The sequence below is a fragment of the Mesorhizobium sp. M7A.F.Ca.CA.004.06.1.1 genome (assembly GCF_003999135.1).
Taxonomy (GTDB): domain Bacteria; phylum Pseudomonadota; class Alphaproteobacteria; order Rhizobiales; family Rhizobiaceae; genus Mesorhizobium.
Genome location: NZ_RZPQ01000512.1, coordinates 1 through 4,307 on the forward strand (window position 1 = coordinate 1; position 4,307 = coordinate 4,307).

The window sequence follows — 4,307 nt, forward strand, 5'->3', positions numbered from 1 at the left end:
GGCTTAGGCTGCTGCTGCACGATTTTGGGCTGCGGCGGGTCGAATTGCGGGCGGCGGGTCGGCAACGGCCCGTCGTCGGTCAGCGCGTCCGGCAGCGAGGCGGCATCGCCGGGTTGCTCCTGCTGGGTTTCGACGGGCGAAACCGCGATATCGGCTGACGATTCCTCGATCGGCAGCGGTGAGGCAAACGCCTCGGCGTCGACCGGCAGCGACCGCACGAGGGCAAGGGCCAACTGCGAATTGTCTGGCGTATCGGATTGGGCAAAGCCCATCGGCTGCGGTGCGATCTGCACGACCACCGAACCGGTATCCAGCCGGGCGAAACGTTCGGCTGCCGGAACTGGCATGTTATCGGACAGGCTGGCCGTGACCTGGACGGACGGCACTAGCGACGCCTCGGCAATTCGCGGTGCGACGGTGGAGATCACCGGGCGCGTGTTGGCAGTGGCGGCAGGTTTTCCGGCGTCGGCAAAGGCAGCGGCCAGCTTCATCGGCGAAAGCGACGCTTCCATGCGTTCGAAGCGCTCCTGCGCCTTCGACTTCGCAAGGGCAGGCATCGGCTTTGCCTGCGCTACAAGGCGTTCGGATTTTTCCGCCTGCGAGCTTACCCTGGCCAGCTTGAAACAGCTGGCGCCGCACTGCACCGAATGATCATGCAGAGCCTGAGTGCCGCCATTGGCATTGGCCAGCACGAAGGGTGCTTTCAAGAAGTGCTGTTTCAGCGGATCGGTAAGTGCGAGCGATCCCGGCATGGACAGCGTCTGGGGCAGGCCAACCGAAGTCGCCGACAGCGAGGCGCCGACGGAACTGAGGCCGGCCATGGTGCCGATCAACCAAAGGCCGATGGCGGTGCTGACGCAAGGCAGCGCGACCCAGCGGGCCACCCGGCCAGCGTTGAAGGAAGAGGAACGCGGAGCATCGACGAACTCGCCGCCCTCACGCTGTCCCCGGTTTTTTTTGTGTGTACTCAACAACGCCATGCAACCAATCTCGCTTCAACCGGTTTCCCCGTACGCGGCCTTGAGAGCCGCGACGACCATTCTGTGAGTGATCCCAGGTGGTCCCCGACGCGTTTGCCGCGTCTGTAGTTGGTTGCCGATTGCTTCAAAATATGGACAAAGTTGGTTAATCAATTCCTCTCAAAACCAACGACGAGATGTGGATTTGGGCCAAATTTGGCTTCGTCCACGGCCAGGAAAGTGGTGTTGTCGCCCTTCCGACCTGGTTTTGCTGCCTGTTTTTGGCGGCCGAGTCAAGCAAAACAGCCGCTGCTAATTTTTGCGAAGCGCGTTGGCGCGGCATCTGCAGTGAGGTGACTGCCAGCAGACATCGCCTGGGAAAGGCGCCTGCTTCCAGTAAAAATGTTGCCGGTCTTGCCAAGATTTCCCCTGCGGAAGGGCCTGAAGCAGCCCGTCCTCAGTTGAACCAGAGCGCAAACGTCAAAAACCCGCCGCCGCCGAACTGGCGCTGGATCTGGTCGAAATCGTCGCTGGTCACGAGTTCGCCGCTTTCGAGGTAGGGCGCGATGGCCGGGCCGGTGATCGACAGCACCAGATCGAAGTTTTTCGGGTCATCGAAGAAGCGCTTCATGTTGATTCCTAGGCCTGTGCCGGCGGTGACGCGGAAATGCGGCAGCAGCTTGCGGCCTTCCAGGAGATCCTCGGCCATGGTCAGGGCGGCGAGCCAGGCCTGAACCTGCTCCTCGCCGACTTCGAGGCCGGTGAGCGGGTTCTCGCCCTTCTGCTGCGGGCCAGGCAGCCATTCGCGGTCATTGTCGGTCTCGGCGCGGATCGCCTTCCAGTCCTCGCGCGACAGCCGGATCATTTCCAGCAAATGGCGGCGCGCTGCTTGACGGCGCTCCGGCTCGATCACCGGCCAGTTGATGAGATGCACCATCGAGATGAAATCGGCGATGCGCCATTCCGAGGAGAAGATGCTCGAGCCCATGTCGCCGGCCGGCGGCACCAGAATATCCTGCAACGGCAGCTTGGCGCGCGGGAACAGCATGTGGAACGAGCCGTCGAAGGTGCTCCTGAAATCATGCGCAAGCCAGAAATCGGCCTGCGCCATCAGGAACTCGGCATAGCCCTGCAGCCAGTATCCGTCGGCGCGGTCGAAACGGAAGGTGAGCGTGGGAACGGCATCGTCCGATGTAATGCCGCCGCGTGACAACCCGGCAATGATCGCCGCCATGCTCTCGTCCGGCGCGATGGTGCCGTCCTCGTTGAGGTCGATGCCCGCGCGGGTGAGATCGATGACCATGCCGATATCGGCATCGGGCGGCACCGACGCAAACGTGGCGGCGGATTTCTCCAGCCGGTCGCGGAACCCGACCAGGATGGCGCGGAACTGCTCGTAAGTCAGCGGCTCGGGATTGGGATTATCGGGCACCGGCAACCGCATCAGCGGCAGCATGAAGGATTGCGGGCTTTCGAAACCATGACGGTGCAGGCCGGTGGCCAGGATCTCCAGTGCGGTGAAGAACTCGCCCGCCCCGGCCGCATAGGCGGATGCCGGGTCTTTTGGCGCGGCGGCCTCAAGTACCGACAGGGCAGTGTCGCGCGCGGCCACGCTCTTCGCCTCGAACAGTCGGGTAGCCGCTTCGGGCATTGCCGCCGACGCGGAAGACAGCGGCAGGAGCAAAATGAAAGCGGATGTCAGCAGGCCTGCCAGTCGTGTCATCTTTTCCCCCCAATATTTGTCGCGCCGCGCAGATATACACCATTTGCAACGCTGCGCTTCAACCCGCCGCGAGGACGGTTTACACAGGGCAAACAATTGGGCATCGCGTGTCGAACTATCCGCTTTCCTACAAGCTGTCCTGGCTGCCGCGTTTCCTCAAGCCATCGCTGGCCGGCGACGCGCAAGACTTTTCGCCCATGGCGGAAACGCTGATCGATTCAGCGCCAAGGCAGACAATGCGGCTGGCGTTCGTCGGCGACATCTCGGCGGTGGCCAATCGCGGTGCGCCGGACTGCGATCCGGCGATCAAGGCACTGCTTGGCGGCGCCGATCTGGTGATCGGCAATTGCGAAAGCCCTGTGGTGGATAGACCAAGCGCGGCGCTGGGCACAAGGCTCGGCACGCATCATGCGATGAGCGAGTTGTTTCTGGCCGAGGCGCTGGCGGCGGTTGGTATTGCGCGAGAAAGGCTCGTGCTGTCGCTGGCCAACAACCATGTGCTCGATCAGGGCGTCGCCGGTTTCGACGAGACGGTCGCGGCGTTGCTGCGGCTCGGCATCCGCACGATCGGCCTGGCCGCCGACGGTCCGGTTGTGCCGGTGCAGGTTGGATCGCTCAATGTAGGCTTTGCCGCCTTCACGCTGTGGCGCAACGCCGATGAAAAACTGTTTGCGGGGCGCGTTTCGATGGACAGCGATTCGGCGGGCTGGCCGCGCGCTGGCTTGGATCTTCTCTGCGCCGTGCCGCATTGGGACTGGGAGTTCCGGCATTTTCCGCGTGCCGAGACGCGAGTTCTGGCCAGGCGGCTGGCCGGGCAGGGCGTCGGACTGATCGCCGGCCATCACGCCCATGTCGTGCAGCCGGTGGAAAGGATCCACAAGACGGTGGTCGCTTATGGGCTCGGCGATTTCCTCGGCACCGCCTTCGCCCGCCAGCCATGGCCCGGTCGCATCGGTTCTATCCTCATTGTCGAAGTCAGTGCCGATGCCGGTACGTGCGGCACGATCGCATCTTACCAAATGCATCCCTTCATGCGCCTGCGCGCCGGCGACCGTGAGCGGCTGGTGGTGGTGGAGGCATTGGAGGGCCGAGTGCGTGACAAGGTCGAGGGGCGACTGAAAGCGGTCTTTCCTTAGTGCTGCAAGCGACGAGACGTTGCCTATGGGTCCAGGCTGGCGCATGCATTGTCTTTTGCGGCGCTGGTCGACCCCCACTCCGTCTCGGCTTCGCCGATCCACCTCTCCCCCGATCGACGGGGTAGAGGAAAGGCGCCAAGCTTTTGCCGTCAGCGCTCGTCCAGCAACGCTCCTTTCCTTTCCCTCCGGAGGGGGAAAGGTGGCGCTGCGAAGCAGCGACGGATTGGGGGAACCACGTGGTAATCAGGCGTGGACATTTGTTGAAGAGGCACTGCAGTCGATACATCGAACAAAACCAGCTATCATGAATTTGTCGAGGCTTGCGGGGGTAGCGGTGGAAACAGCGGATTTCATGCCGAGCGAAACGGTCATCGCCGGCATCCGGAAAGACATAGAGGCCTATGAAGCGGCGAGGGCCTCGGCGGTCCGGCAAGTGCGCTGGCGGGTGCCGGTGTTCGTGGGGCTGGTGCTGGTGGCCGTGGTGCTGGT

2 protein-coding genes and 1 pseudogene are annotated in these 4,307 nt (G+C 63.1%); 1 reads left to right on the plus strand and 2 read right to left on the minus strand.

Annotated features, from left to right (window positions below; translation table 11 throughout):
- Positions 1 to 980: pseudogene (locus tag EN906_RS24580) on the minus strand (hypothetical protein); the annotation flags it as partial.
- Between the two features lie 436 nt (positions 981 to 1,416).
- Complete coding sequence (locus EN906_RS24585) at positions 1,417 to 2,682, minus strand: hypothetical protein (protein ID WP_127269327.1); 1,266 nt, start codon at positions 2,680 to 2,682, stop codon at positions 1,417 to 1,419.
- A 107-nt stretch (positions 2,683 to 2,789) separates the two neighbouring features.
- On the opposite strand from EN906_RS24585, the gene EN906_RS24590 reads away from it, so the two are divergent.
- Positions 2,790 to 3,818 carry a CapA family protein gene (locus tag EN906_RS24590; protein WP_127269328.1) on the plus strand — a complete coding sequence of 343 codons (1,029 nt, stop codon included), beginning with the start codon at positions 2,790 to 2,792 and terminating at the stop codon, positions 3,816 to 3,818.
- The last annotated feature ends 489 nt before the right edge of the window (positions 3,819 to 4,307 follow it).

Excerpts from the sequence above, each read along its gene's own strand:
- EN906_RS24585 (WP_127269327.1), bottom strand. The coding sequence starts at position 2,682 with ATGACACGACTGGCAGGCCTGCTGACATCCGCTTTCATTTTGCTCCTG.